At 49.9% G+C, this 897-nt stretch carries 1 protein-coding gene and 2 pseudogenes; 1 reads left to right on the top strand and 2 read right to left on the bottom strand.

The genetic code is table 11. The annotated features are described in order from the left end of the window. Window positions 1-145: 145 nt before the first annotated feature. A pseudogene (locus tag MUW49_RS17745) lies at window positions 146-382 on the bottom strand (IS4 family transposase); the annotation flags it as partial. Between the two features lie 158 nt (window positions 383-540). Here MUW49_RS17745 and MUW49_RS17750 point away from each other — a divergent pair. Next, window positions 541-771 (top strand): tyrosine-type recombinase/integrase, encoded by a 231-nt coding sequence (locus tag MUW49_RS17750; RefSeq protein WP_244813032.1) that lies wholly within the window; start codon window positions 541-543, stop codon window positions 769-771. 8 nt (window positions 772-779) lie between these two features. Here the strand turns inward: MUW49_RS17750 and MUW49_RS17755 are convergent. Beyond that, window positions 780-897, bottom strand: a pseudogene (locus tag MUW49_RS17755) (ISAs1 family transposase); the annotation flags it as partial.

Here is an 897-nt window from a genome sequence, read left to right on the forward strand (position 1 = left end):
GAACAGTGATTCCGGGATGTTGAACACTGTTTCCGGAAAGGAGGGGCGAAGTGTTCAGGTTGAACCGGAATGAGCGTTCACATTGGTCCGGAAATGGTGTTCACGTTGAATCGGAATTGGTGTTCATGATCGGCCGGAATATGCAAAAGGGTTTATACGCTATTTGGTCAGTATCATGGAGCTGCAACGCATTGAAATGGCGATGCAAACCAGCAATACCATCCACCTTGTCGCAACCAAGCCCTGAGAGCAGAGCCGGGAGTAGTCTCGCAGGCTGGATATCCCGGAGTCGCTGACAAAAACCGGTAAATTTACCGATCCGGTTGAGTTCAGAAGAGCTAAGAAGTTGCTTGAGGTACTGGGTTGCATTGATAATAGTCATGGCTTCGGGCGTGTCGGTTTTTTTTGCGATTAAATCAGATCACAAACGAAGCCTTTTTTCTATCTATTTCAATTGGTTGTAGCTAAAGATCCTGTACATGAGCGGAGCATCGTAAGGCTAAGAAGATTACGGTCACGAGGTCGGACAATCGCACTCAGATGAGTGAACAACGCACCCTGCTGGCTTACTACAACGCCAAAAGGCGCAGTTATGCCTCGGTTGATGAGTTCCGTGAGCGGTTTTTCAGGCCGTTCTGTCAGGCTGCTGGGGTGCGTTATCGGGGGCCATCTCAATTTCGGCACACCTATGCAAGCCAACTGCTCTCGGCGGGGATCAGCATCGAGTGGATAGCCCGTCAGATGGGGCACACCGGCAGGGTGAGAGCGTGAACATTTTGTTAAATTTCACCCAGTTTTTTGAGACCCGCATTGAGTACCGTTTCCAGATATTCACTGCTCATTCCTGCGATTTTTTGCTTCCGTCTTACGCTCGCCTTGCGTGAAGTCTCGGCCCTG

The organism is Aeromonas sp. LsrichE-8G, assembly GCF_022869435.1.
Classification (GTDB): Bacteria; Pseudomonadota; Gammaproteobacteria; order Enterobacterales; family Aeromonadaceae; genus Aeromonas; species Aeromonas caviae.

Coding starts and splice junctions, on each gene's coding strand:
- MUW49_RS17750 (WP_244813032.1), top strand. CDS start 541: ATGAGTGAACAACGCACCCTGCTGGCTTACTACAACGCCAAAAGGCGC.